Annotated in this window: 22 protein-coding genes; 13 read left to right on the top strand and 9 right to left on the bottom strand. The window is 44.0% G+C overall.

What is annotated here, in order from left to right; all coding sequences use genetic code 11:
* Positions 1–171: 171 nt before the first annotated feature.
* From NI465_RS08680 to NI465_RS08665, 4 genes are all read right to left on the bottom strand, one after another.
* Positions 172–702, bottom strand: coding sequence for a gamma carbonic anhydrase family protein (locus NI465_RS08680; RefSeq protein WP_004730083.1), 531 nt, complete (start codon positions 700–702; stop codon positions 172–174).
* A 111-nt stretch (positions 703–813) separates the two neighbouring features.
* Positions 814–1,962, bottom strand: a complete 1,149-nt coding sequence (gene dacC, locus NI465_RS08675) for a D-alanyl-D-alanine carboxypeptidase PBP5/6 (RefSeq protein WP_004646537.1) — start codon at positions 1,960–1,962, stop codon at positions 814–816.
* A gap of 128 nt (positions 1,963–2,090) precedes the next feature.
* Positions 2,091–2,471: an MCR_0457 family protein gene (locus NI465_RS08670; RefSeq protein ID WP_004646539.1), complete on the bottom strand. Its 381-nt coding sequence runs from the start codon at positions 2,469–2,471 to the stop codon at positions 2,091–2,093.
* 161 nt (positions 2,472–2,632) lie between these two features.
* Positions 2,633–3,004 (bottom strand): MCR_0457 family protein, encoded by a 372-nt coding sequence (locus NI465_RS08665; protein WP_004279733.1) that lies wholly within the window; start codon positions 3,002–3,004, stop codon positions 2,633–2,635.
* 111 nt (positions 3,005–3,115) lie between these two features.
* Here NI465_RS08665 and surE point away from each other — a divergent pair, with 111 nt between their 5' ends.
* The 3 genes from surE to NI465_RS08650 all read left to right on the top strand — a co-directional run bounded on the left by surE (position 3,116) and on the right by NI465_RS08650 (position 5,850).
* Positions 3,116–3,904 (top strand): 5'/3'-nucleotidase SurE, encoded by a 789-nt coding sequence (gene surE / locus NI465_RS08660; RefSeq protein WP_253145015.1) that lies wholly within the window; start codon positions 3,116–3,118, stop codon positions 3,902–3,904.
* A gap of 94 nt (positions 3,905–3,998) precedes the next feature.
* Positions 3,999–4,829, top strand: a complete 831-nt coding sequence (locus NI465_RS08655; RefSeq protein WP_004279735.1) for a peptidoglycan DD-metalloendopeptidase family protein — start codon at positions 3,999–4,001, stop codon at positions 4,827–4,829.
* A gap of 91 nt (positions 4,830–4,920) precedes the next feature.
* Positions 4,921–5,850 (top strand): LysR family transcriptional regulator, encoded by a 930-nt coding sequence (locus NI465_RS08650; protein ID WP_005246797.1) that lies wholly within the window; start codon positions 4,921–4,923, stop codon positions 5,848–5,850.
* Between the two features lie 59 nt (positions 5,851–5,909).
* On the opposite strand, the gene NI465_RS08645 is transcribed toward NI465_RS08650, so the two are convergent.
* Complete coding sequence (locus tag NI465_RS08645; RefSeq protein WP_005251319.1) at positions 5,910–7,121, bottom strand: aspartate aminotransferase family protein; 1,212 nt, start codon at positions 7,119–7,121, stop codon at positions 5,910–5,912.
* Positions 7,122–7,281: 160 nt separating this feature from the next.
* On the opposite strand from NI465_RS08645, the gene grxD reads away from it, so the two are divergent.
* A complete protein-coding gene (gene grxD / locus NI465_RS08640) occupies positions 7,282–7,623 on the top strand; it encodes a Grx4 family monothiol glutaredoxin (protein WP_005104579.1) in 342 nt (113 codons plus the stop codon).
* 89 nt (positions 7,624–7,712) lie between these two features.
* Here the strand turns inward: grxD and NI465_RS08635 are convergent, their stop codons facing one another.
* On the bottom strand, positions 7,713–10,340 hold the full coding sequence (locus tag NI465_RS08635) for a Lon protease family protein (RefSeq protein WP_435575058.1): 2,628 nt from the start codon (positions 10,338–10,340) through the stop codon (positions 7,713–7,715).
* Positions 10,341–10,538: 198 nt separating this feature from the next.
* On the opposite strand from NI465_RS08635, the gene NI465_RS08630 reads away from it, so the two are divergent.
* The 4 genes from NI465_RS08630 (at position 10,539) to rpmE (ending at position 14,655) form a co-directional block, all read left to right on the top strand.
* Positions 10,539–12,707: an AmpG family muropeptide MFS transporter gene (locus tag NI465_RS08630; RefSeq protein ID WP_253145014.1), complete on the top strand. Its 2,169-nt coding sequence runs from the start codon at positions 10,539–10,541 to the stop codon at positions 12,705–12,707.
* 1 nt (position 12,708) lies between these two features.
* A complete protein-coding gene (gene gloA, locus NI465_RS08625; protein ID WP_004279741.1) occupies positions 12,709–13,110 on the top strand; it encodes a lactoylglutathione lyase in 402 nt (133 codons plus the stop codon).
* A gap of 144 nt (positions 13,111–13,254) precedes the next feature.
* Positions 13,255–14,235, top strand: coding sequence for a bile acid:sodium symporter family protein (locus tag NI465_RS08620; protein ID WP_005251322.1), 981 nt, complete (start codon positions 13,255–13,257; stop codon positions 14,233–14,235).
* Between the two features lie 195 nt (positions 14,236–14,430).
* Complete coding sequence (gene rpmE / locus NI465_RS08615) at positions 14,431–14,655, top strand: 50S ribosomal protein L31 (protein ID WP_004279743.1); 225 nt, start codon at positions 14,431–14,433, stop codon at positions 14,653–14,655.
* Between the two features lie 98 nt (positions 14,656–14,753).
* Here rpmE and NI465_RS08610 read toward each other — a convergent pair whose 3' ends face one another.
* The 3 genes from NI465_RS08610 to epmB are packed head-to-tail and all read right to left on the bottom strand — an operon-like array spanning position 14,754 to position 19,678.
* Positions 14,754–16,919 carry an EAL domain-containing protein gene (locus NI465_RS08610; RefSeq protein WP_191112069.1) on the bottom strand — a complete coding sequence of 722 codons (2,166 nt, stop codon included), beginning with the start codon at positions 16,917–16,919 and terminating at the stop codon, positions 14,754–14,756.
* Positions 16,901–18,646: a cyclic-di-GMP receptor FimW-related protein gene (locus tag NI465_RS08605; protein WP_005251333.1), complete on the bottom strand. Its 1,746-nt coding sequence runs from the start codon at positions 18,644–18,646 to the stop codon at positions 16,901–16,903. Before NI465_RS08605 ends, NI465_RS08610 begins: the two co-directional genes overlap by 19 nt.
* A 9-nt stretch (positions 18,647–18,655) precedes the next feature.
* On the bottom strand, positions 18,656–19,678 hold the full coding sequence (gene epmB / locus NI465_RS08600) for an EF-P beta-lysylation protein EpmB (RefSeq protein WP_005251335.1): 1,023 nt from the start codon (positions 19,676–19,678) through the stop codon (positions 18,656–18,658).
* A gap of 382 nt (positions 19,679–20,060) precedes the next feature.
* Here epmB and efp point away from each other — a divergent pair, with 382 nt between their 5' ends.
* The 5 genes from efp to NI465_RS08575 all read left to right on the top strand — a co-directional run bounded on the left by efp (position 20,061) and on the right by NI465_RS08575 (position 25,534).
* A complete protein-coding gene (efp, locus tag NI465_RS08595; RefSeq protein ID WP_004279747.1) occupies positions 20,061–20,630 on the top strand; it encodes an elongation factor P in 570 nt (189 codons plus the stop codon).
* A 171-nt stretch (positions 20,631–20,801) separates the two neighbouring features.
* The gene (locus NI465_RS08590) at positions 20,802–22,901 is read left to right on the top strand and encodes a carbon starvation CstA family protein (protein ID WP_004279748.1); all 2,100 of its coding nucleotides are present in this window, start codon (positions 20,802–20,804) and stop codon (positions 22,899–22,901) included.
* 7 nt (positions 22,902–22,908) lie between these two features.
* On the top strand, positions 22,909–23,214 hold the full coding sequence (locus NI465_RS08585; RefSeq protein WP_171054308.1) for a YbdD/YjiX family protein: 306 nt from the start codon (positions 22,909–22,911) through the stop codon (positions 23,212–23,214).
* A 439-nt stretch (positions 23,215–23,653) separates the two neighbouring features.
* Positions 23,654–24,616, top strand: a complete 963-nt coding sequence (locus NI465_RS08580; protein WP_195724897.1) for an AAA family ATPase — start codon at positions 23,654–23,656, stop codon at positions 24,614–24,616.
* 12 nt (positions 24,617–24,628) lie between these two features.
* Entirely contained in the window at positions 24,629–25,534 is a 906-nt protein-coding gene (locus NI465_RS08575; protein WP_253145013.1) for a DUF58 domain-containing protein, read from the top strand.
* The last annotated feature ends 8 nt before the right edge of the window (positions 25,535–25,542 follow it).

Below are 25,542 nucleotides of genomic sequence, written 5' to 3'. Positions count from 1 at the left end.
ACGGAATTAGGTCGACCACTTACCCAAGTTACGCCTTAAATTTGGCTCAATTAGGGGCGCTTTGCATTTCAAATCTTTGTGCAACAAAGCCGACTGAGATTATGATTCACGCACCGCATCGACACGTTCTGAAATTCATTTAACATGAAATCTCTTATGCGAAACTGAGCATTATTTATAGTTATTTGAAACTTTCACATAATTTTGTGCAGAATATGGCAAGAATGCCATTTCTTTTTCAGTGAGCGGACGCGCTTTTTTGGCAGGGCTGCCCACATAGAGCCAACCACTTTCCAAAACTTTGCCCGGTGGAACTAGTGTACCTGCACCAATCATCACATCATCCGGAATGATGACATCATCCAGAATAATGCTGTTAATCCCGATTAATACGCGATTACCAATCGTACAACCATGCAATGTCACATGATGGCCAATCGTGACATCTTCACCAATGATCAAAGGCGAACCATTCGGTTTATCGGCTTTTTTATGACTGACATGCAACATGGCATGATCCTGAACATTCGAGTTTTTACCAATCCGGATCGAATTAACATCACCACGAATCACGGCAAAAGGCCAGACAGAGACATTTTCAGCCAAGACCACATCGCCGACCACGATTCCCATCGGATCGATATAACACGATTCATCAATTTGTGGAGTTGTGTCTAAATAAGAACGAATGTTTTGGCTCATGGTGATCTGCTCATTAAAAGTTTAAGGATCATGTGCATAGTATAAAATAAAAAGCACCCATCTGAATGAGTGCTTTGGTCTTAGTCCGGGACTAAAACAGTTTATTTAAACTTAGAACAAGTTTGAGAAGAACTGTTTAATGTGGTCGAGCATACGTGCGAAGAAACCAGCTTCTTCAACCGCGTTTAAAGCCACCAATGGTTTTTCTGAAATTACTTTACCATCCAGAGTCGCTACGTATTTACCTACGACCTGACCAGGCTGTAAAGGTGCAGTCAGTTTAGGTTGAACCACCAGCTGGGTTTTAATCGCATTAGCCTGACCTTTTGGCATGGTCACGTTAAAGTTTTCAGCAAGACCGATCTGAACTTCATCTTCCTTACCAAACCAGACTTTGGCTTTGGCAAGTACCTGTTTAGCAGGTTGAACATTTTTGGTTTCGAAGTTTGCATAACCCCAAGCCAGCAATTCACGTGTTTGTGTCGCACGTTCCTGCATGGTTGGTGCACCAAAAATCACTGAAATCAGACGCGTAGGACCGCGTTTTGATGAGGTGGTCAGACAATAACCAGCTTCATCAGTGTGGCCAGTTTTTAAACCATCTACACTCGGATCAGTATATAGCAGGGCATTACGGTTACCTTGCTTGATGCCATTAAAGGTAAATTCTTTTTCCGCATAAATCGGATAATACTTAGAACTGTCTTTAATGATGTGTTGTGCCAGCGTTGCCATATCTTTGGCAGTTGAATAATGACCTTCAGCTGGCATACCGGTTGAATTGATAAAGCTGGTATTGGTCATGCCAATACGTTTAGCTTCCTGGTTCATCATATGTGCAAAGGTACCCTCGTTCCCTGCAATATGTTCAGCCATGGCTTTCGATGCATCATTCCCTGATTGAATAATAATCCCGCGAAGCATTTCAAGTGCAGTTGCCGTACCATTTAAAGGTACATACATACATGATTCCGCGCTACTGCCGCGACACCATGCTGACTCGTTCATGCGCACTTGTTCATCTTCAGTGAGTTCACCGCTCAATAGTTTTTGTTCGATGATGTAGCTGGTCATCATCTTGGTCATTGAAGCAGGGGCTAATTTTTCATTTTCATTTTTTGAAGCGAGAAGTTGCCCTGTCTCGTAGTCCATTAGCACATAGGATTTATTATTCAATTCTGGTGGTGCAGATAGGACAGTTGCTGCAAAGCTAAAACTAGGAACTAATAATAATGCAGCAAGGGCAGTTTTTTGGGTCATTTCTAGTGGGTTCCTATATCTTGATGTAAGCACGAAGAGCCTAGCATTTTAGGACAAAGCTAGGCTGACTTCTATGGGAAACCCGGTCTTATTTCAAAAGTATTGTAAGTTATCGGCAGAAAAGCAGCTTAATTGTTATAGGTGGTTAATTCATTACAAATCACCTGATTTTTTTTCTTGCCGGCTTTCTTGGCATCCGATTGTGCTTCGGACAGAATATTGCGGAAATCGTTCTGTTTAGCCATCTGGTTTAAGCTTTCAACCGGATTACGCTGGCCCGGCATATACTCAGTCACCAGCTTGGTATAACCCTGATTAAACTGTGACTTGTCTTTGACCATGCTTGGACAGATTTCTGAAAGAACATAAATGGCTGCCAGTTCCTGTTTGGTCACTTGCTGAGTTGGGGTAACATTAATGTTTTCATCGGCTGCAAATGCAGAAGTTCCCAAAAGAGTGGCGGCAGAAATTGCGCAGAATGTTAAAGCTTGGAATATTGGATTTTTCATTGAAAACTCAAAAAATGGATTTAGAACAATAATTTGCCTAGCTTAAACTTATTTTTGAAATTGAAAAGTGGGAAAATGTAGCGAAGCTGTAGAATTATGAATAAATCTGTAAGAGAAAATAAGACGATGTTTACACCGTCTTATTTGAAAATTTAGCTGGCTTAGCCTTGGTAGTTCAGCATTTCTTCACAGACAGTTTTCTGCTCGTCTGAGCTGGTTTGCTTTGCACCCTGACGTGCTTCTTCAAGTAAAGATTTATATTCACTGTCTGCCTGTAGCTTTTGATAGCTCATGCCTTTATCTGAGTAGTCTGCAAGATAAGACTGGATCAATTGTTCAACGGTGCTGTTAAATTTTGGATTTTGACCAATGATTGCCGGGCAAACTTCAGCCATAACCTGTGCTGATGCAATATCTTCTTTTACAATGGTATTGTTTTCTTCAACAGTCAGATCGTTTGCCATGACTGAAGGGGAAATAAATGCTGCCAAGCTTAAAGTGAGAGCGCTAAATAAAGAGAATTTTTTAATCATCTTGAGCCACATATTATAAAGATGGATGTCGAGCAATAAATATATATAATTCCTGCACTAATACAATGAAATGTCCTAGTCAGTCATTTTTTAGCGTAACGAGATTTTTTAGTGAATATTTTAGTTTCAAATGATGATGGGGTGTTTGCACCCGGTATTCAGGCTTTGGCGCAAGCGCTAAAGCCTTTGGGGCGAGTGGTGATTGTGGCACCGGAAAGTGAACGCAGTGGCTTTTCTAGTGCCTTAACTTTGGACCGCCCTTTACGCCCAATCCAGATTTCTCCTGATGTCTGGGCGGTTAATGGGACGCCGGCAGATTGCGTTTACTTGGCTATGAACGGGCTATTTGATTTTGAATTTGACCTGGTGGTTAGCGGGATAAATAGCGGCGCAAATCTGGGAGATGATATCTTGTATTCCGGTACAGTCGGGGCGGCCTTTGAAGGTCGTTTAACTAAACATCCTGCGATTGCCGTATCACTGAGTGGAACAGATGTACGCAGCTATCAACAGCCTCAGGATTATCAGCTGGCCGCCGAGTGGGTGCATGATTTTATTGCGCGTAGTTTGCCTGTTCTGCCTGAACGTCATATTTTTAATATCAATATTCCAGATGTAGCTGAATTACAGGGTGAAAAAGTGACGTATCAAAGTCGCCGCCGTCAGTCTAAACCGGTGACGAGTCATGTAGACCCACGTGGTCGTCAGGTATTCTGGATTGGACTCTCAGGAGAAGCAGTCGCAGAACCTAAGCCGGGATTTAGTGAGATTGATTCGGACTTCTCTGCGGTCGCCAATGGCTATGTCAGTATTACCCCGATTCAGATGGATGCCACCAATTATGAGAGTTTGCGGAATTTGCAAACACAATTGGCAGAAAATGCGTCCTTAGTGTTATAACTTTGTGAAAAACTCGCGATTGCAAGTATATTGCCGTAAAACTTTGCTAATCTTAACGAAATTTTGCAACCGTATAGCATTAGAGAGGAAGATAATGTTCTTGGTGTTACCGAAATGTGTCGTAGCTTCGCCTGCAACCCTGATTAAAACCCTTGTTTTATCGACCGTTGTTATTTCTACAGGAGTAATTACCGGTTGTGCCACCAAACCCCAGGTGAATAATGCAACGCGTTATGCAACAGCTCCTGATTTCTATACGGTGCGTTCAGGAGATACATTGAGTGGGATTGCAGCACGTTATGGACTGAACTATATCAGTGTCGCAGAGATGAATGATATCAGTGCGCCGTACCGGATTTATGTCGGACAATCGATCCGCCTGAAAACCCATACTACGCGCCGTAGCACCAGCACCCAAGCAGTGACTCAGGCAGCGCCAATCCAGCGTCAAACAATTGCAGTGCCTACACCGGCACCGGTGACACCAGCAACGACAGTACAAACCACACCACGCGTCAGTACATCTGCACCTGTAACGCCAGTATCTACTGCAGCAGGTCTACGTTGGGTAAAACCATCGAATGGCGCGATTCTTCAGCAATACAATTTAGCTTCTAATATCAAGGGCACCCGCTATAGTGGCAATGTCGGTGATCCGGTATTTGCAGCAGCAGACGGGCAGGTGGTGTATGCCGCTGATGGCCTGAAAGAATATGGCAATCTGGTGTTGGTAAAGCATATCAATGGCTATATCACCGCTTATGCACATAACAGTAAATTGAATGTGAAAAGTGGCCAAAATGTAACGGCTGGTCAAAAAATTGCAGAAATGGGATCAACTGGTACAAACCGTACCATGCTTGAGTTTCAGGTGCGCTTAGACGGCAAACCTATTAATCCTACTGCAGTTTTACCAAACAATTAAATAAATAATGCAAAGTGTAAATTTCGCCGTATAATACAATAAGTTGCTTTTATCAAATGATGAAGCACCTCATAAGTTTAGAGGGAAATTTATGTTAGATCAACTTCGAGCAATGGGTGTCTTTGCTTGCGTTGTGGAGAAGAACTCGTTTAGCGGTGCTGCCCGTGAATTAGGGATTACGACCAGCGCCGTCAGTCAACAAATTCGCTCGTTAGAACACGATATGGAAGTCGTACTTCTAAATCGTTCGACGAGAAAATTAAGTCTGACCGAAGCGGGACAAGCTTTTTTCCATAGCTGTCAAGAAATGTTATCTGCTGCTGAACGCGGTAAAGTCCGGATCAATGAATTACGTGATGATCTTGTGGGTGAGCTGCGTATCGTTTCTTTGCCAGAATTATGCGCGAATCATGTGATTCCTGCACTTTCTCATTGGATGGCTGCACATCGTGGCTTGGCAGTACATTTAGAAACAAACAATCATGAGGTTGATTTGTTGGATGGGCGGGTTGATATCGCCCTAAGATTTGAACAGAAAAATGATGAGCATAATCTTCAGGTTGTGCCATTGATACAGATTGAGCAAATTCTGGTGGCGACACCGAGTTATATTAATCAAAGCACTATTATTTCGAGACCTGATGACCTTAAAAATCATGAGGTCTTACCTTTGACACAGCTTAAAAACCATCAGTATTACCATTTTCAACATGTAAATACTGCAGAAAAAGCCGAATTTGAACTGAAATCCCGTTTCAGTACCAATAACGGTTTGGTTGCGAAATCGATGTGCTTGCAGGGCAATGGGATTGCCAAGGTTTTATATCTTGATGCTAAAAAGGATTTGCTTAACGGTACTTTAGTTGAAGTTCTGCCTGAATGGAGACTGCCACCGATTACACTGTATGCGGTTATTCCGAAACGTGAACAACAACCTACAAAAATTCTTCGTTGTCTTGATACCTTGAAACAATATTTTAGCCAGATCTCTGGCGGACGTATGTTACAAAACGCATCATAGAATGCAGAATAATAAAAAAGCCGCTTTAGAGCGGCTTTTTTAATTTTTAGGCTAGGGCTTTATGCCAAATAAGCTTTGATCATTTTTACCAGACGTTCGATCAACTGGTCTGCCTGCTCCTGGGTAATATTCAGGGTAGGCAACAGACGAACGACATTGCCTGCAGTGACATTGATAATCATCTTGTATTCATTGCGTGCAATCGCAACCAGATCACCACATTCTTTTGGTAATTCAATCCCGATCATCAGACCGAAACCACGTACGATGACATTTTGATCTGCCAGTTTGTTGAGTAGCTGGTCAACGATATAAGCACCTTTTTCAGCCGCATTCGCGACGATATTTTCTTTTCGCATAATATCGAGAATGGTATAGACCACACGCGAACCCAGTGCTGTACCGCTATAGGTAGAACCGTGATTTCCAGCAGTTAATACACCGACGCCACGACCTTGGGTCATGACTGCACCAATCGGGAAGCCATTTCCTAAGCCTTTGGCTGTGGTCAGTACATCCGGAATAATATTGGTGTGCTGATAAGCAAAGTATTTACCGGTACGGCCATTACCAGTTTGCACTTCGTCCAGCATCATCAGCCAGTTATGCTGGTTGCAGATTTGGCGAATTTCTTCTAAATAGCTGAAACCTTGAGGTGCGGTATTCACACCGCCTTCACCCTGAATAGGCTCAATCAAAATCGCTACGATATCCGGATGATTGATTGCAGCTTCTTCAATTGCTTCGATATCACCAAAAGGTACACGAATAAAACCTTCAACCAGCGGGCCAAAACCTTCTTGCACTTTTTTATTGCCTGTAGCAGACAGGGTGGCCATGGTACGACCATGGAAAGACTGGTCAGCAACAATAATTTTTGGTGAAGCAATGCCTTGCATATGACCGAATTTACGTGCAATTTTGATTGCACCTTCATTGGATTCTGCACCACTGTTTGAGAAGAATACTTCTTCCATGCCTGCAACTTCAGCCAGTTTCTGTGCGGCAGCGGTTTGCCAAGGCACTTCAAACAGGTTGCTGGTATGAATCAGGGTCGCTGCCTGTTCAGCAATCGCTTCGGCAATAACTGGATGCGCGTGTCCCAAACCACATACGGCAATGCCGGTTAATGCATCTAAATACTCTGTACCATCTTCGGTATAAAGATATGCACCTCGTCCTCGGACAAAGCTGATCGGTTGACGGCCAAAAACAGGCATCAAATGAGACGGTTGATCAGTTTGTACCGGTGCGAGGGTAATATTATTCATGACTAACTCTTAACTGTTAGGTGGAAAGAAAAACTTATATAAGCAAAAACCCGCTCAGATTTAAAGGGTAATTGTAAATAAAATTGGAATTATTGCTTTAGACATACTGTTTTGCCTGGATTTGGGTATAATGCGAGACAGATGAGTTGAGGATTTATCAATGACTGAACAAGCACGCGATACCGAAGCGTTAATTCGTGACCAAATTGCAAAACACGCAGTACTTCTTTACATGAAAGGCACACCGCAATTTCCACAATGTGGTTTTTCTGCACGTGCAGTAGAAGCACTCAGTCAAATTGGTCGTCCGTTTGCTTATGTAAACATTCTGGAAAACCAGGACATTCGCGCGATGTTACCACAAATCGCCAACTGGCCGACATTTCCACAGCTTTGGATCAATGGTGAGTTGATCGGCGGTAGTGATATCATGCTCGACATGTTCCAAAAAGGTGAATTAAAGCCTTTAGTTGAACAGTACAGCCCGGCAGTTGATGCTTAATTTTGTATTAAATTAAGTTCAGAGCTAAAAAAGCGCTTCATTGAGAAGCGCTTTTTTTTGTCTCTATTTTGCCTGGGGCAAGGTCAGAGTTAATCCTCTGTCGCTGCATCCGGCTTTTCAACTGTCGAAGCATTAGATTCAACTTCAGTTTGTGGCTCGACGATTTGCTTCTTGTCTTTTTTCTTCTTCTTTTTTTTCTTTTTCTTCGGCACTTCGACCAGTTCGGCACCATCTTCAATCGCTTGCCAATAATCCAGCTGTGCCATCACTGCGGCATAGATTGAATTTTTGCTATAGCGACCTTTTTTATCCAAGGTACCGACAGGACGCGCCATCAGGATTTCCAGCGCCTGATCAATGGTATCAATCGCGTGAATATGGAACTGACCTTCTTCCACAGCAATGGTGACATCTTTACGCAGCATCAGATGCTGCATATTTTGACGCGGGATAATCACACCTTGTTTTCCGGTCAGACCTTGTAACTTGCAAGCATCAAAGAAACCTTCAATTTTGGCATTCACACCACCTACCGGCTGTACTTGTCCCAGCTGGTTCATGGAACCGGTAATGGCCCAGGACTGATCAATCGGTAACTGGCTGATGGCCGACAGTAAGGCAGAAAGTTCCGCAACAGTGGCACTGTCACCATCGACCTGACCATAACTTTGTTCAAAGGCCAGTGCAGCAGAGAAGTGTAAGGTCTGTTCACGACCAAAATGCGCTTTCAGGAAGGATGACATCAGTAACACGCCTTTGGCATGCAAAGAGCCACCAAGTTCCACACTGCGTTCGATATCCAGAATATCACCGCCACCTTGATACACCGAAGCAGTCAGTCGTGAAGGCAGACCAAATTCGACATCAGCATAATGAATGACGGACAAGGCATTGATTTGGCCCAGACGATGGCCGCGGGTTTCGATCAATTGGGTACCACGAGTCAGATCTTGCCAATACAGTTCACGTAAATAGCCGAGACGATATTTACGGTGATCCAGTGCGGTGTTGATATGTTTTTCTGAAACCATCTTGTCACCGGCCTGGAAGGCATGATGATGTGCTTCACGGATCAGATCGCCTAACGTCAGGGCATGTAATGACAATGAACTTTGATCCTCGGCCTGACGGCTGGAATCTGTGAGCAATGCAGCCAAAGCAGAACGGTCAAAAGGTAATAATTTATCCGATTGCACATAGTCGGCAATCAGCTGCATATAGGCCTGCTCGTTATTGTCATTACGTTGTAATGTATCGGTAAAATCGGCACGGATTTTAAAGATGCTGCCCAGTTCAGGTTCAAGCTCTAAAATTTCATAATAAATTTCAGGCTCAGCCAGCAATATAACCTTGATATTCAATGGAATCGAAGCAGGTTCGATTGAAATGCTACCGGTCAGCGTGATCATATGCTCAAGCGAGGACAGTTTTAAATGCCCCGATTTAAGTGCGCGCTTCAAGCCTTGCCATGCATACGGCTGTTCCAGCAATTGTTCTGCTTCCAGCATCAGGAAGCCGCCATTGGCCTTGTGCAAGGTACCTGGACGAATCAGGGTGAAGTCCGTGGTAATCGTACCATTTTGAGTCAGTTGTTCCACATGACCCAAAAGGTTGTAATGCGTTGGAAAATCTTCAAAGATCACTGGTGCACCACTGTTCGGCTTATGGGTAATAATTACATTTGCCTGATAACGTGCAGGAACGCGACTGAACAGTGCCGGAGTGAAATCATCTTCTTCCTGTTCCAGCACAATTTCGACATTGTTGATGATGTCTTCGGCATAGTATTTCAGGTAATGTTCCAGACTTTTCACATGTTTGAATTTCGCCAGAATCTGTTCAACTCGCGGTAAGACTACCTGTTTGGCGATATCACGGTTCAGGATCTGTACGCGATCGCGTGCATCATCTTCCAGATCACCCAGATGCAAACCCAGACGTTCCAGTTTCTTGTCCATATAGCGCATATTGGACGCCAGTTCGGCACGATCTTTATTGCTTAAGGCATTCAGATCTTCTTGAGACATTTCCTGCAATTCGTCATCAATCAGATGCACAGGAACAAAACAGTGCTCATCATGTCGCGAGATTAGCTTCAGATCCAGTTCTGCGCCTTCTTTGGTCAGTTCGATCAGTGCCTGCTGCTGCTCATCCCCGGTTTCCTGGCGAATCATTTCAATGCGGTTGTGATAGGTCTCTGCAGTAAAACGGCGCTCAAGCTGCTTGAGGATCGTTTGCCAGCTTTGATTCAACATGGCTTGGAATTTTGGGCCCTGACCTGAGGGCAGTTCTAGCGCAATCGGCTGACGCTGGTTCTGAAAGTTATTGACGTACACCCAGTCATTCGGGGTTTCCATAGTTTTGGCGTGCTGTTGCAGCAAACGCTTCACCATGGTGCGTTTACCGAGACCTGCGGTACCGACAGCAAAAATGTTATAGCCGGAATAAGGCAGGGCAATCCCGGCCTCAACTGAGGCGCGTGCGCGATCTTGGCCCAAAAAGTTATTCAGGGGCTTGATCCGTTTGGTTGACGCAGGAATTTTTTCTAAGTTTGGAATGTGCGTCAGCTGGGTGGATGTTAACCGGGTATGGTCCAGAGTATTTTTAATTTCGCTTTGTTCAAATGCAGAGATAAGTAAATCTGAGCGGATTTTTTGTGGAGTTGTGCTGGTGTTGCTGGCAATAGAAGAATTAATTTGATCGAGTCTCTGGGTCACTGTTGAAAATCCAAAACGAAATATTACGTTGATGAGAGTTAAGGTATACAGATTTACTTGAAAAATTCAAGCCAACATGTCGCTTTTGCCAGAAAATAAAAAACCGGAAATGTGATAAATATATAAATCTTGTTGAAAGATACGCTATTACAGGATTGAATAGCAGCAATTGGTTTTTCTGCGGAAAATAATAAAGCAATGACAACACAAACGACGGGTTGGAAATCCGCATTTACAGCATTTTTAGATCGACGTGCATTGATCATGCTGTTCTTGGGATTTTCGGCTGGTGTGCCGATTCTTCTGATTTTTTCCAGTCTGTCTTTATGGTTAGGTGAGGCCGGAATCAGCAAAAGTGCAGTAACTTTCTTTAGCTGGGCCGCATTGGGCTATTCATTTAAATTCGTCTGGGCACCGCTCATTGATGAACTTCCTGTCCCATTTCTGACCAAGGCTCTGGGACGTCGTCGTGCCTGGTTGCTGATTGCGCAGATTCTGATTGTCTGTGCCATTTCCATTATGGCCTTTTCTGATCCGGCTTTGGGTGCCACACATTTACAGCAAATGGCGCTCGGTGCAGTCCTGCTTGGTTTCTCCGCAGCAACGCAGGATATTGTGATTGATGCCTACCGGATTGAGCTGGCGGAAACCCAGATGCAGACCGTATTGGCTTCCACCTATAATGCAGGTTACCGGATCGGGATGATTGTGGCCGGTGCTGGTGCCTTGTTTCTGGCGGCCTATTTGGGAACTGCGAAAGGCAACTATATCTATGATGCCTGGAAATGGACCTATCTGGCGATGGCTGCTGTCATGCTGGTCGGTATTATCACCACACTGTCCATTCGGGAGCCGCAGGTTGACCGTGTGCGAAAACACTATGTGCGCAGTGATTATTTCCGTTTAGTCGCCGTATTTTTTGTGGCGGTGATCAGTTTTGTCTTGAGCTATATCTATTCGGGCAATCTGGTGGCCAGCATCACCGAACAATTCGCCATTCAAGATACCTTTGCCTTGTTCTGTTTTGAAGCTTTGCGCTTTGTTGGCTCGGGTGCAGTGGCCTTTGCGATTGGTGCAAGCTTGGTAAAAATGGGTGCGGTTAACAAGCAAATGGCCTATGAAACCTGGGTCAATCCGGTTGCAGATTTCTTTAAACGTTATGGCTTGAAACTGGCATTGGTGTTGTTATTGCTGATCGGTTTTTATCGGGTTTCCGATATTATTGCCGGCGTCATTTCCAATGTGTTCTATCAGGACCTGAATTTCAGTAAAGAACAGATTGCCGAGGCCGTTAAAGTCTATGGGGTGATTTTCTCTTTAGTCGGTGGTTTCCTTGGCGGGCTCTTGGCCCAGAAGATGAACATCATGAAACTGATGTTTGTCGGTGCCGTACTGGCCTGTTCTACCAACCTGATTTTTATCGGCCTGGTCAAGTCTGGTGAAAAACTGGCAGCTGTGGAAGTTAAAGCCGGTAATCAGGTTTATCAGGCAGAGACCGATGAAGTGGGTTACTGGAAGCTAGATGTACCGAGTGCAGTGCTGGCGCAGAGTAAACAGTTGCAAGTCTCAGCCGCTTATCTTAATACAGATAATACCAATCAAGCGCCTGTGCAGGTCAATATGCCATATTTGACCGCACAACAGGGCAGCACCCAGTTACAGATCCTGCCGATCACCAGTGACAATACCATCACTGTAGCTGAACAGGAGAAGACCATTGTGGTGCGCGGCCAGTATGTAGGGGAAGCACTACAAGAGAATCAAATAATTGTTTTGCAAATCAATGATCAGAATATTGAGGCAAAACTCGAAAGTGAAGGCGTATTTACTGCAGCGATTCCTGCACAGCAACTGATTCAGTCACCTGCACATATTATCAGTGCAGTTTTGATGCAAGATGATCAGGCACTTCAGCAAACCACCCATGTTTATCAGGTCAATGATCAGCTGAGCAATACCCAGAATCTGGATGTCGATATTCAGCCCTTGGCAGTGGTGGATAGCAACAGTTCAGATACGGTCGAAGTCAGTGGCAAGGTGATTAAACCTTATAGCGACAAGTGGCTTTATTTTGCCATTATTGTCGATAATCTGGCCGCCGGGCTGGCTGGTGCTGCGTTTATTGCATTCTTGTCGAGCTTGACCAGTGTGTCATTTACCGCTGTTCAATATGCGATTTTTAGCTCACTCATGACCCTGACGCCTAAGATTTTAGGTGGATATTCGGGTACTATAGTCACCAATATCGGTTATCCGAATTTCTTCCTGATGACTACTCTGATTGGGATTCCGATCCTGATTCTGGTGGTCTGGGTCGCAAAACTGCTCGGTGAACACCAACAACAATCTGTACAGAAGGATGATTAATATGCGCATGCTACATACCATGTTACGTGTAGGCAATTTAGAACAATCTCTCAAGTTCTATACTGAAGTACTTGGCATGACTTTGCTTCGTAAGCGTGATTACGAAGAGGGCCGTTTTACCCTGGCTTTTGTCGGTTATGGCGATGAAGAGAATCACACCGTACTGGAATTGACCCATAACTGGGATACAGACAGCTATGAACTGGGCAATGCTTATGGTCATATCGCGATTGCAGTTGATGATGCTTACAAGGCTTGCGAAGAGATTAAAGCGCGTGGCGGTAATGTGGTGCGTGAAGCTGGCCCAATGAAAGGTGGCGTGACTGTAATTGCATTTGTAGAAGATCCAGATGGCTACAAGATCGAGCTGATCCAGCAAGACAACAATGCACGTAATAACTAAGTGTGACGTAGCGAGATATATGAAATGCATTCATGTATAGATGAAAATATTACATCAATCTGAGTGCATAGCATGGGCCCGGCATCTGTTAAGATAGCCGGGCATTTTTATATCAAACAATAAAATCTGAGGGATTATAGGGATATGCTTAAGTTCTTGGCATTGGATCGGTTTACGATACTGTTGTTTGTGATGGTTTTGCTGGCCAGTGTGCTGCCAGTTTCGGGGCAGGCGGCTGAAGTCTTTGGCTGGGTGACGACAGGAGCGATTGCCATCCTGTTTTTCCTGCACGGCGCCAAACTGTCTCGTGAAGCTGTGGTGCAAGGCATTATGCACTGGAAATTGCATACTTTAGTTTTTGCGCTAACTTTTGCCCTGTTTCCGATTCTCGGGCTTTTGGCCAAGCCGATTTTATTACCCATGCTCGGACAGGAACTATATTGGGGTTTCCTGTTTATGTGTTTCCTGCCATCCACCGTGCAGTCCTCGATCGCCTTTACTTCAGTGGCTCATGGCAATGTCGCCGGGGCGGTATGTAGTGCCTCTTTTTCCAATCTGATCGGTATGTTTATTACTCCATTATTGGTCGCATTTTTTATTCTCGGTCAATCTGATCATGGTTTTGATCCGACTTCATCGATTATCCAGATTACACTGCTGCTCTTGGTGCCGTTTATTTCAGGACAGATTCTGCGTCCCTGGATCTATCCGCAAATGATGAAAATGCCAAAAATCGTCAAGGTCTTCGATCAAGGCTCGATTTTACTGGTGGTGTATGGCGCTTTTAGTAGCGCCGTAGTGGCCGGGCTGTGGAATGAAGTGAGCCTGAGTACCTTGTTGCTGCTATTGCTGGCTTGCTCGGTGTTACTCACCATTGTGATGCTGTTATCACTTTATATTCCACGCTGGCTGGGCTTTAGCCGCGCTGACCAGAAAACGGCATTCTTTTGTGGTTCCAAGAAAACCCTGGCCAGTGGAGTGCCGATGGCGCAAATTTTATTTATTGGCCAGCCGCTGGGCATGATTGTCCTGCCGATCATGATTTTTCATCAGATTCAATTAATGGTCTGCGGGATTATTGCCAATCTGTGGGCCAAAGAGACTGGGTCAGAAGCTGAAGAATAATTCGCATATTAAATTCGTTTCACGTATAATAATGCCCACTTGTTGTGCTTAGCTCTGACGGTATCCGTCTCGGTGGGCCAAAAGAATGGTCTGTTGTGGTGTTGATCTGCATGAACGATGTTCCTGCTTCCTCAGTTGAGAGTGATCAATAGCGATGACAGCTAAACCTTCTTGAATCTAATGGAGTAATCGACGATGCGCGCCGATATTCACCCAAAATATGAAACTTTAGTTGCTACTTGTTCATGTGGTAACGTAATCGAAACTCGTTCAGCTCTTGGTAAAGAAACTCTTTATCTAGACGTATGTTCAGCTTGCCACCCATTCTACACTGGTAAGCAAAAGAACGTTGACACTGGCGGTCGTATCGACAAGTTCAAACAACGTTTTGCTGGTATGTCACGTTCTGTTAAACGTTAATATCCAAAATGAAAAAACGGGCTTTAAGCCCGTTTTTTTGTGCCTGCAATTCAGAAGATGATCATGCCACTTTCTAAGTTGCAGGTTTGTAGCAGCACTTAATGCTCTTGCACATCAATCAAATGATCGAGTTTTTTCTGGAAATAATTCCCCTGAATAAAGCGGGCATCCACGTTCCAGGCATTGGCGAACAATGTCATATCATTTAATTCACGGATCAGAATATTGAGTGGCTTGATTTCATTATAGCTGGTGATTTTTTCCTGTAACTGCTCAATCTCGGTATCTTTATTGAGCATATTGGTTAAGCTCGAATGTAAGCTGACACCATCCAGTTCCAGTTCGCGCAGTAAATTTTGACTGTACATGGATTGACCAAAATCACGCAGTGCAATCAGTGCGCCATGTTCATACAGCACGCGTAGATATTTTTGTGCATCTTGTTGATTCAGTAAAATATCTTCTTCTGAGAATTGCAAGATTAGCGGATGCTTCACTTTACTGCGAATAATCGTAATCAGCTTGGAAATAAATTCCGGGAAGGTGCGGTCTTTAAATAGTACGGCACGGTTCAAATTGACAATTAAGCTTGCATCAGGATACTGGGTAATAAAGTTGTGTAGCTGTTTACTGGCTTCAACCAGAATCCAGCGATCCAGTTTAATGGACAGTTCATCATCTTCATGAAGTTCTAAAAGGCTAGAAATATCCTGCCATTTATTCTCAAAAATAAAGCCACTGGTCACTTCATAGGTATATAAACGCGTATCTTCTTTATCATAGAGTTGTTGATATTTTAAATGAATCTCACCACGTTCTAGACATTCACTTAAGGCTTTCAAAATAGAAGGTGTAGCGCTAGGAATAGACGTGACTGCTGGACTGACGGCTGCCAATGTTGGGCTGGCAACTGGTGTTTCAGCAACACTGAAATCTATACTCGGCATTTCTACCGCAACCGGACTGCTCAGTGACGCAGGAATATCGAGTTTAAATTCAGCTACAGCTTCTGCTTGAGGTAAAGATGTAGAGAATGCCTGTCCAATCAGCGTATTGCAGTGCATTTCATCCTGCAGGCCCTGTTCAAGCATGACATAGCCCAAGCGCAAATTTAGAGGGAAGGTTTTTTGTCCCACTGTAATGAGTTGCGGTTTGCTTAAGGCATTTAAACTGATCAGTTTGGATTCAAGAATTGCTTTGGAATCTGCCTGTAACATACCTACAACAACATCATATTCCAGTTTAAACAGGGAAATATGGGTCTGTTCCATGAGGAACTCTTTGACTGCTTCAAAGTAGCCACTAAAAGTAGTCCAGTCAGACTGCAGAAGCTCAGGATCATAAGCGCTAAGAGAGAAAGTCACCAAGGCATTTACTGGTGCAGGCTGCTTATTGAGTTCACGCTTAAGTGAATGAAAAACGCTTGGTTTTCCAGGAGTCTTATTGGAGGAAACCGTTTGAGATTGGGTATCAATGCTAATTTGTACCGCATCTTCTTCAGCAGTGGAAGGCAAGAATTCCAGTTTTAATGGGTTAGATGCGGATACATGCGGATTCAGAGACTGAATCTCGACTCGACCTAAATCAAACTGACCCTGAGAAATCTTTTTGAAACGGGTTTTAAAATCATTCAAATCTGAAGGCTGGAGCAGATCCAGAAGCGGTAGGCCAATGATTTCGTCTTCATTTTGCAAGCCAAACAGTTTCAGGTAGTCCGCATTGGCCTGAATATGAATCCCTTCCTGAATGGTGGCAACAGCACGGTTGCTGTCGTCTACTAAAGATTGTGCCTGAATTTGTGCTGTTTCCAGCTCAGTCATTAAATGTTGCTGAGATTGTGACAAACGGCTAAATGACAATGCTCGGACCAGTCCCACATAAAAGCGTTCCAAGTAGTCGAAGTTGAGAATGTCATATACCCCTTTACGGATATATTGCGCATACTGTTCAGCCTGATAATCATCCGGTTTAAGCAAAATCATCGGAAGGTCAGGTTGCTGCGAAAGACGCACGATCCCTAAGGCCTGTTCGTATTTCAGATCGTAGGCACGCCCAAAAATAAGCAGATCCCATTTGAAATTCAGCTGTTTTTCAAAAGACTGCAGATCATCCAGCAGCACAGCATCGACCTGATAATCATGACTGGTCAGAAGATCACGGATTTGGTTATATCTAATTTGATTATCATCAATAATCAGTAAACGTGTTTCAGTACGTTTTAACTTTTTAGACAATAATGGATTTCTCACTTCAATGCTTCCCATAAATCATGATTTCTGCTTTCATTCATGTGCTGATCGATAAAGTTTTCGATCATCTCTTCTTCCTGATCATTGAGTAATTCATAATCAAAACGGATGAAACTCTGCGTAATCAGTTGTGCTTTGGTCAGATAGATTTTGATTTCTTCCTGACCAAGACGTAAATGAATGGTTTGTTTTTCCCTAAACATCTGTGAACCAGAGACAATCAGGCTGGTCGAGACCTGATCCAGTTGCGTCATTTTCACCAACAGGGCAGGCTGATAGTTGACATGATGACGTTCGGTACGGGTATAAGCTGCACAAGGAAAGAGCTCTTGTGCCAAAATTTCCAGCCCGATTTCTAGGCTCTTATCCGTTGACTGCTTGATCCAGCGAATCACACCGCCACGCCACTGACTCTGGGTTTTTTCCTGAACCAGAATGAATTCACCGGTTTTCAGGTTAGCCGGGGTAATACCAGTCCATTTAATCCGGTAACCATTGACACTGATATCCAGAACTTCAGCGCTATGGATCTGTTTGGTTTCTCGATCGAGCGCCTTGATGCTGCTAAAACTACTTGGAATGGCGTTTTCCATCGAGCTGACAAAACTGCTTTCGCTCTGGAAATTATAATTGGCATCGAGTTCCAGGGTTTCATTGAAGTTTTTACCTTTAGACAGGTAAAAATGCGCCACGCTCAAGCCAAAGCAGATATTGATCTGTGCTGAATATTCATAACGTTCATGACGACGCTCGACATTGTTCGAGAGCAGATTGTAGATATGAAAATGCAGTGCAGGGGTCAGGAACAGTTTTTCATTCCGCGACAGATACTGCGCATTTTTGCTTTGAGTACCTGTTAAATGATCCATCAGGTTCTGAGTGGAAATATAGAAGCTCGGCTGAAACTGTGGCTCTTGATGGGAATTAAAGATTGGCGGATGATCTTTGCTGGCATCGACCACATAACGGGACAGCGTGGTTTCCTTCGGCAGGATCTGTACCAGTTTGGCCCAGTCAAAACTGCATAGATACAGGCCCTGAATTTCTGCAGGCCGGATCTGATGAGTATTGAAGATATCCAGTAAAATCAGCTGTGCATAGGCATGTGCAATGTTCTGGATATCATGCTGGGTGCCTAATACCTGATTGATATTGCTTTGATAGAAATTGTTGTCTATTGCACATTCAAGCAGTTGATGGGCAGCCAGCCATTGTCCCAGACCCGGCGTGCTATACAGCATATGTTGTTGATATAACAGAAGTGTGAGTTGTTGCAGGGCATAATAAATCGATACCATCCGGGCAGTTTGAATGCTCTTCTTTTTGCCTAGAGAAAATAGCGAAAACTTCTGATGCGTCAGCTGATGATTACAGCGTTTGACGATATCGATATAAATTTTGGCAAAATGACTGCGCAGCAGCATGGCCAGTTCAATGATCTGGTCATTCCGGTCGGAAGTGATCAGGCCCTGATTGACGAAATGCTTTTCCAGACTGGTCAGGACATTTTCAAGGGTGGGATGCAAGACCTGAATCAGGTCAAAGCGCAGGGTTTCTGGACATTTCAGCTCGGAAACTTCCAATAAGGCATTAAACAGGGATTTGGAGGAATTCCCCAGCTGTAGAATCGAAATCCCCGCAACCCATTCCTGCAAAGCCTTGGCAGTGGTTGGACAAAAGCTCAACTGCTCTCGTTTAAGTTCCGTCGGTGTCTGAAAAATGTCTGAAGTATGCGTGCTCATCTTTATTATTTAACTCAAAAATGTTGAAACCCCAAAAAGCGGTGTCTTATTCTTCTCGCCCGCTATTTCTCGAACCAGTTTAGGAACCAAATACCCCGGAAGGTTCGCTAAAACTTCTGTATAAATCTCATTAATATGGTCAGGCGCTAAATCAAAATGATGCGCACCTTTTACTTTATCAAGTACATGTAAATAATAAGGCATGACCCCGGCATCAAACAAGCGATAGCTTAAATCCACTAAAACCTGAGCAGAATCATTTACCCCGTTTAATAAAACCGCCTGATTCAGAACAGTGATCTGCTGTTGAACCAGTTGGTTTAAACGCTTGCAAGTGAAGTCATCCAGCTCCGATGCATGGTTTGAGTGTACCACCAGAATAATACGTAGCCTACTGTTTTTTAACATGCTAAGTAGCTCTTCGTCGACTCGGTTGGGGATCACAATAGGAACTCGTGAATGTATTCTTAAGAATTTGAGATGTGGTACTGATTCTAGTCGTTCAATCCAGGTTTTTAATTTCCGGTTCGATAAGGTCAGTGGATCACCGCCGCTCAGAATCACTTCATTAATATCGGGTTGGCTTTCCAGATATTGCTTGATATTTATCCAGTCTTCATTTTTAGGCAGATTTTCCTGATAGGGGAAATGCCGGCGGAAACAATAACGGCAATGTACAGCACAGGCACCAGTCAGTGTCAGCAAGAAACGGGATTTATATTTGTGCAGTACGCCGGGTTGCTGATTGGCCTGTTCTTCGCCCAAGGGGTCGGTAACAAATCCTGGATGTTCTTCCAGTTCCAGATGATGGGGCAGCACTTGTAAAAGCAATGGGTCTAAAGGGTTTCCGGTCTGCATTTTGCCCACAAAAGCACGTGGTACCCGCAGTTTAAACTGTTCAGAAGCTAAAATGGCGCCTGAGAGAAGCTGTTCAGGTGCGAGTTGCAGCACTTCAAGCAGTTCGCGTGGATCAGTGATCAGGTCGCTGAGCTGTGATTGCCAGTTTTGTTCTTGATATAAATAGTTCGTCATGCCGGAAGATTAACAATAATAAGTGAGAGGACAAAGCCTGATGGGCACAGTTTAACAGTTTGTGCGGAAGCGCAATAATCCACTGCGCTATAAAATAAAGAGTGATTAAGCTATGCTGATCTTCGTGCTCGCCTGATGGTATTTTAACGTTGAGCAAGACATGAATAAACAAAGGATTTTCATGTCTGATTGTAACTTAAACAGCCTGAGTGGGTGAAAGCGGATTTTTTCATTGCGGCAAAGTGTATTGCTCATTTAGAATACGCAACATCAAATGAATGTGCATGTGGCAACTCAATGTTCGTGTCAGACTTGCTAAATGACATCGCAACAGCCCATAGCATCAATAGATTAAAGTTAGTAAGTTTGGAGTGCGCCAGTCATGGCCTATTATTCTACGAATGATTTCAAGTCAGGCCTTAAGGTTATGCTTGATGGCAACCCATGTTCAATCATGGAAAACGAATACGTAAAACCAGGTAAAGGCCAAGCTTTTAACCGCGTAAAATTACGTAACCTTAAATCAGGTAAAGTTCTGGAAAAAACTTTCAAATCAGGCGAGAACCTAGAAGCGGCTGATATCGTTGAAGTAGAAATGGAATACTTGTACAACGATGGCGAAATGTGGAACTTCATGGATCCTGTTACCTTTGAACAGATCGCAGCTGATAAAACAGCAATGAGCGATGCTGCAAAATGGTTAAAAGACGATTCAAATGAAAAATGTACCATCATGTTGTTCAATGGCGTGCCTTTAAACGTGACTCCACCGAACTTCGTCGTACTTAAAATCGTTGAAACTGATCCAGGTGTTCGTGGTGATACTTCTGGCGGTGGCGGTAAGCCAGCGAAACTTGAAACAGGTGCTGTGGTACGTGTTCCATTATTCGTACAGCAAGAAGAAAGCGTTCGTGTAGATACCCGTACTGGTGACTATTTAGAACGTGCATAATGGTTTGAAAATAGACTATTATCGAGAGGGATGATTTAAATCATCCCTTTTTTTATGCCAAAGTCTTAGAGGAAAAGCAAAAGAACAGGCGTAAAGTCGCAAGGGAAAACAGCAGTACCTCGAACAACAACAATCACGCTGATTTGTATGCATCACAATATGAGGGATTGAATGGAAACTTTACAAAAGAAGTCGACGCTGACTTCGAAAATGATTTGGCTTCTGGTAGCCATTGTGGGTGCAGTCTCTTTTGGAGTTCTAGCACTGAGTCGGGGTGAGCATGTCAATGCAGTCTGGCTGGTACTTGCCGCCGCCTGTGTCTATAGCATTGCTTACCGTTTCTACAGTTTGTTTATCGCCACCAAAGTATTTGAGCTGAATGAACGCCGTTTAACGCCTGCGCATCGTCTGGCCGATGGTCTGGACTATGTGCCGACCAACAAAAGCGTTCTGTTTGGCCATCACTTTGCAGCGATTGCCGGTGCAGGTCCTTTAGTCGGTCCGATCTTGGCAGCACAAATGGGCTATTTACCCGGTACGATCTGGCTGTTAGTCGGTGTGGTGCTTGCCGGTGCAGTCCAGGATTTTCTGGTACTGTTTATTTCCACCCGTCGTGACGGTCGATCACTCGGTGAGATGGCCAAGCAGGAACTCGGAACCTTTGCCGGTATTATCGTGATGCTCGGTGCCTTGGGCGTGATGATCATCATTCTGGCAGTATTGGCGCTAGTCGTTGTTAAAGCACTGACTAACAGTCCATGGGGTGTATTCAGTATTGCAGCCACCATTCCGATTGCGATCTTTATGGGCATCTACATGCGTTTTATCCGCCCGGGTAAAATTGCTGAAGTCTCGATTATTGGTTTTGTCTTGATGATGCTGGGCATTATCTACGGTGAAAACATCGCACAACATCCATATTGGGGTCCGTTCTTTACGCTTTCTGGCACTGAACTCACTTGGGCACTGATCATTTATGGTTTCATTGCATCGGTACTGCCAGTCTGGCTATTGCTTGCTCCACGTGATTATCTGTCGACCTTCCTGAAAATTGGCGTGATTGCAGGTTTGGCCGTGGGTATCCTGTTTGCCATGCCTGAAATGAAACTGCCAGCGATTACCAAATTCATTGATGGGACTGGTCCTGTATTCGCAGGTTCTATGTTCCCATTCCTGTTCATTACTATTGCGTGTGGTGCGATTTCCGGTTTCCATGCCTTGGTTTCTTCAGGGACGACACCGAAACTGGTCAACAACGAACGCGATATCCGTATGATCGGTTATGGCGGTATGTTGATGGAATCTTTTGTAGCGATCATGGCTTTGATCTGTGCTGCAATTCTGGATCCAGGAATTTATTTTGCGATTAACTCACCAGCAGCCTTGCTCGGTACTACCGCAGAAAGCGCAGCAGAAGCAGTGCGAACCCTTGGTTTTGTGGTAACCCCTGAAGCCTTGAATTTACTGGCACAGGAAGTGGGTGAGAACTCGATTCTGTCGCGTACTGGTGGTGCGCCAACTTTTGCAATTGGTATGGCGCATATCATCACCGAAATTTTCAACAGTCGTGAAATGATGGCGTTCTGGTATCACTTTGCGATTTTGTTTGAAGCACTATTCATCCTGACTGCTGTAGATGCGGGTACGCGTGCCTGTCGTTTCATGGTGCAGGATACTGTCGGTATTGTGATTCCAGCAGTAAAACAATCACATAATTTCTTCGGAAACCTGTTGGGTACTGCGGTTGCAGTGGCAGGCTGGGGCTTCTTCGTCTATCAGGGCGTAGTCGATCCACTCGGCGGGATTAACAGTTTATGGCCGCTGTTTGGTATTGGTAACCAGATTTTGGCTGCGATGGCGCTCATTCTTGGTACTGTCATTCTGTTCAAGATGAAAAAACAGAAATATGTGTGGGTGACAATTATCCCGACAGTGTTCCTGTTCATCACTTCCATGACAGCAGGCTGGCAAAAGATTTTCCACGAAAATCCAAAGATTGGTTTCTTGGCGCAGGCAGATCGTTTCAACACGGCGATTGCCAATAATGAAATCCTAGCGCCAGCGAAAACTGTGGCAGAAATGCAGACGGTAGCGATGTCGAACCAGATTAATGCTGCACTCTGTGCTTTTTTTATGATTGTAGCCTTTGTCATGTTGTTTGCTGCAATTCGCGTTATCCGTCGTGCATTGGCAAATCCTGAGCCATCTGTACATGAAGCAGAAGCGATTTATCGCGATCCTGAAGAGATTCAGCCAGCGAAAGGTCATTAAGGGGAATATTATGAATCTGAAGTTTGCCAAAAGCGGGAAAACGATGATTTATAAAATCATCAAGATGACCGTAATGTCACAAAAGGATTTAATACTGAATCCGAAAAACTGGTCGCGGATTGCGACCTTGTGGCAACGTTTGCAGCAAAGTTTCCGTCTGATGGTCGGTGTACCTGATTACCAGACCTATGTGGAGCATATGCGCAAGCATCATCCCGATCTGGAAGCCATGGACCCGAAAACATTTTATCGTCACTGTGTGGATTCCCGTTATCCATCTGCGGGCGGTGATATGAAGAAGTGTCCGTGTTAATCATTAATTCATAGCAAGCGCCTTTCGGGGCGCTTTTTTTTATCGTTAAAAATTAATATGAGGAATAGACGATCGCGTTAAATCTGAGGTCATTGATTGAGCTAGCGTAGAAAAGTTTTATTATAAAAATCCATGAAATCGCTTAAGTCTCTATACCTTTTAAGTATGATTCTTTTCAAATAGATGGATGAGCTCAGATTGGTATTTTGAGATTTGAGCGAAAAGAAAAATGATCTCTATTTGTGTCGATCATTTTATTTGTTTTCTGCGCTTCTTACTTCTTTTCAACCTGATCATTTTGACTCTTCTATTATTTAAATCCTCGCCATTTTCTAATCAGTATTTTTATTCAGTTACACAGACAGATGATTGATCTTTTGGGAAAATTTAAATTTCAGTGTATGTTAATCTTAGGCCATGTTTTATTAAGGAAATTATTGTGATCTGGGGCATGAAACAAAAGGAAAATAACGACATTGCACACATCAATACTGTGCTTGAACAAAAAATTGCAAGTTATGCACCCAAGATCCAGCGTTTTTTTGAAGAAGTTAATGCCATTGTGTTGGATAAGCAGGCCCAGACCACACTGGCACTCTGTTGTTTGATTGCAGGCGGACATGTCTTATTTGAAGATTTACCCGGATTGGGTAAAACTACATTAGCCAGCAGTCTGGCACATCTGGCTGGGTTAAAGTTCCAGCGGATCCAATTTACCAATGACATGCTGGCCAGTGATGTCATCGGTATTAACATGTTTAACCAGAAAGAACATCAGTTCGAGTTTAAACAAGGCCCGATTTTTACTCAGATTTTACTGGCAGATGAAATCAACCGTTGTAGTCCCAAAACCCAAAGTGCCTTACTCGAAGCCATGGAAGAAGGCTATGCCACCATTGATGGCGTACGCTATGCCTTACCGAAACCTTTCTGGGTGATTGCGACACAAAACCCGCTATTCCAAAGTGGTACTTACGCTTTGCCGGAATCCCAGCTAGACCGTTTCCTGATGCGTTTATCTTTGGGGTATCCATCACGCCATGCAGAAAAACTGTTATTACAGCAGGAATCCCGTTTTGCCCTGATTGCAAGTCTGGCGCATATTTTTACCGAAGATGAAATTCTGGATCTGCAAAGTCTGACGCATCAGATATTTATCAGTGAAGCGATTCAGGAATATTTGCTTGATCTGGCAGAAGAAACCCGTAAAAGCCGTCATGGACTTTCTACGCGTGGCCTTCTGGCCTTGAAGCGCGCAGCACAAGCGTATGCTTTGATTCAGCAACGTGCTTTTGTCACACCAGATGATGTGCAGGCTGTATTTGTCGCGGTGACTTCGCATCGTCTGGGGTTAAGTGAGGCAGAAGCCTTTAATGTGATGCAACAGGTTGCGGTCAGCTAAAGGAGTCCTCTCTTGGATAAAACCTGGCAAAAATGGCTGGCCAAGCGCTTTCAATTCTCACAGCAGAAACAGCTCTCGCAGAAAGATGTCTTGGTATTTATTTATCAGCAGGGCTATCTGTATCTGGTGTTGATCTTCATCACCTTTGTGGCCGGGGTGAACTATGCCAATAACCTGATTTTAGGTTTCTGCTTTTTAATCAGTGCGGTGCTGTGTATCAGTTTTTATCTGACTTTTAAGCAATTGCATGACCTGAAAATTGAATTAATTGCAGATGATATTGGTCAGGTAGGAAATAGCCTGAATCTACATTTTTATTTTCAACAGCAGCAGCTTCGTCCGCGATATGTATATATCAAGGCAGGAGATCAGATAGCAAAATTTTATCTGAATGCAGCAAAGCAGCAATTTATTCTGCCATTTTATGCAGAGCAACGTGGCAAGTTTGATTATCCGGTGATTCAGATTTATTCGGTTTATCCCTTTGGGTTAGTTCGAGCCTGGACCTATCTTTATCATCAGCATTCGGCCTGGGTCGCGCCTAAAGCTGAAGTTTTTAGCACAGAAAATAAATATCACTTTAACCGTTTTGAACCGGATATGGATGAGTTTCGTGAATTGCGCAATTACCAGTCAGGCGATTCCTTGCAGGCGGTGTCCTGGAAGCAGTTTGCGCGTGGACAAGGCTTGTATGTCAAAGTCTTTGAGCAATATCAGGATGAACACAGTATCGAGATTCATTATGCACATATGCCGAGCCAGTCACATGAAGAAAAACTTGAATTTGTGATGGGTCTGGTCGAGCAATGCGAGCAGCAGCAATGTGCGTACAGTCTGCATTTGCCACAGGCCGAATTGCCTCAGGGCGCAGGTGAAGAACAACTGCGGAAAGCCAAACAATTGTTGGCGCAGGCTTAAGGCGGATA

The organism is Acinetobacter lwoffii, from assembly GCF_024129855.1.
GTDB lineage: Bacteria > Pseudomonadota > Gammaproteobacteria > Pseudomonadales > Moraxellaceae > Acinetobacter > Acinetobacter lwoffii_L.
The sequence above is the reverse complement of the archived record's forward strand: the minus strand, read 5'-3'. Positions and strand labels throughout refer to the sequence as shown.

Bases quoted from the DNA above. Each gene is read 5' to 3' on its own strand.
- NI465_RS08680 (WP_004730083.1), bottom strand. From the start codon at position 702: ATGAGCCAAAACATTCGTTCTTATTTAGACACAACTCCACAAATTGAT.
- dacC (WP_004646537.1), bottom strand. From the start codon at position 1,962: ATGACCCAAAAAACTGCCCTTGCTGCATTATTATTAGTTCCTAGTTTT.
- NI465_RS08670 (WP_004646539.1), bottom strand. From the start codon at position 2,471: ATGAAAAATCCAATATTCCAAGCTTTAACATTCTGCGCAATTTCTGCC.
- NI465_RS08665 (WP_004279733.1), bottom strand. From the start codon at position 3,004: ATGATTAAAAAATTCTCTTTATTTAGCGCTCTCACTTTAAGCTTGGCA.
- NI465_RS08655 (WP_004279735.1), top strand. From the start codon at position 3,999: ATGTTCTTGGTGTTACCGAAATGTGTCGTAGCTTCGCCTGCAACCCTG.
- NI465_RS08650 (WP_005246797.1), top strand. From the start codon at position 4,921: ATGTTAGATCAACTTCGAGCAATGGGTGTCTTTGCTTGCGTTGTGGAG.
- NI465_RS08645 (WP_005251319.1), bottom strand. From the start codon at position 7,121: ATGAATAATATTACCCTCGCACCGGTACAAACTGATCAACCGTCTCAT.
- grxD (WP_005104579.1), top strand. From the start codon at position 7,282: ATGACTGAACAAGCACGCGATACCGAAGCGTTAATTCGTGACCAAATT.
- NI465_RS08630 (WP_253145014.1), top strand. From the start codon at position 10,539: ATGACAACACAAACGACGGGTTGGAAATCCGCATTTACAGCATTTTTA.
- gloA (WP_004279741.1), top strand. From the start codon at position 12,709: ATGCGCATGCTACATACCATGTTACGTGTAGGCAATTTAGAACAATCT.
- NI465_RS08620 (WP_005251322.1), top strand. From the start codon at position 13,255: ATGCTTAAGTTCTTGGCATTGGATCGGTTTACGATACTGTTGTTTGTG.
- rpmE (WP_004279743.1), top strand. From the start codon at position 14,431: ATGCGCGCCGATATTCACCCAAAATATGAAACTTTAGTTGCTACTTGT.
- NI465_RS08610 (WP_191112069.1), bottom strand. From the start codon at position 16,919: ATGGGAAGCATTGAAGTGAGAAATCCATTATTGTCTAAAAAGTTAAAA.
- NI465_RS08605 (WP_005251333.1), bottom strand. From the start codon at position 18,646: ATGAGCACGCATACTTCAGACATTTTTCAGACACCGACGGAACTTAAA.
- epmB (WP_005251335.1), bottom strand. From the start codon at position 19,678: ATGACGAACTATTTATATCAAGAACAAAACTGGCAATCACAGCTCAGC.
- efp (WP_004279747.1), top strand. From the start codon at position 20,061: ATGGCCTATTATTCTACGAATGATTTCAAGTCAGGCCTTAAGGTTATG.
- NI465_RS08590 (WP_004279748.1), top strand. From the start codon at position 20,802: ATGGAAACTTTACAAAAGAAGTCGACGCTGACTTCGAAAATGATTTGG.